This window comes from Roseateles sp. P5_E11 (assembly GCF_054049355.1).
In genome coordinates, this window is sequence record NZ_JBFUMO010001062.1 from 1 (window position 1) to 1,012 (window position 1,012).

1 protein-coding gene and 1 pseudogene are annotated in these 1,012 nt (G+C 62.4%); one reads left to right on the forward strand and one right to left on the reverse strand.

The window, feature by feature from the left end:
• Window positions 1–469: pseudogene (locus tag ACXJKR_RS33410) on the forward strand (error-prone DNA polymerase); the annotation flags it as partial.
• Window positions 470–525: 56 nt separating this feature from the next.
• Here ACXJKR_RS33410 and ACXJKR_RS33415 read toward each other — a convergent pair.
• Window positions 526–1,012, reverse strand: a 487-nt coding sequence (locus ACXJKR_RS33415) for an AAA family ATPase (RefSeq protein WP_457326518.1), incomplete at its 5' end; no start/stop codon positions are given.

The window sequence follows — 1,012 nt, forward strand, 5'->3', positions numbered from 1 at the left end:
GCTGCAGGGAGCGCCCATCGACGAGGACTACCTCGAACTGGAGGAGGCCAGCGAGGGAGAGGCGGTAGTCCACGACTACGCGTCCGTGGGGCTCACCCTGCGCTCACATCCGCTGGCGCTGCTGCGCCGCGATCTGGAGGCGCTCGGCATCAAGACGTCTGCAGACCTCGCGATGGCGCCTGATCGCCGGGAGGTTTACACGGCCGGCATCGTCATCACGCGTCAGCAGCCGGAGACGGCCAACGGCATGGTCTTCATCAGCCTGGAAGACGAGCATGGCGATGTCCAGGTCATCTGCCACCGCGCTATCTGGGAGAAGCATCGGCAGGCCATGATGGGCGCGAGGCTGATGGGCGTGAAAGGGCGCTGGCAGCGCGCCGACGGCGTCTGCAACCTGATCGCCGGCTACCTGGAAGATCGGACGGATCTGCTTGGCGAGTTAAAGACGCGGAGCAGGAATTTCCGCTGACGTGCGGCAGCTTTGCTTGCCGGCGCGACCGTGCGAGCCGGCCGGCAACCAATCTATCAGCGCTCAAGCCTGACACGCAAGCGGCGCGCGCGCTCGCGAAACGCTTTTTCGCCGCCCTCCAGAATGTCGCAGACAACCTGCCGAATGCTCGCATCTTCCAATCCGCCAGACGTATATGTGAAAGACGGCAAGCCTCCGCCGACGGCTGGTGGGCTCGCGCTGGCCACGATGATCTGGTCGGCATCTGTGTTGATCACTAAGTTAGCGTTGTGCGTGACCATGATCACCTGGCGCTTCGATTTCGCAGCGATAAAGAGGGAGACCAGCTCGTCAAAAACAGACTTCGGATCGAGGTTCTCTTCGGGCTGGTCAATGATCAGCGGCCGGTCGTCGGCGTCATCGAGAGCAAGGTACAGCAGCAACAAGACGATCCCACGGGTCCCTGGTGAGAGCCTGCGGATGTCGACGCCGTCGTACAGGATCTCGTAGCGCACTTGGATGTGGTCCGTACTGAAAAGCCAATGGGCAAAGCGCTTCAGCCAC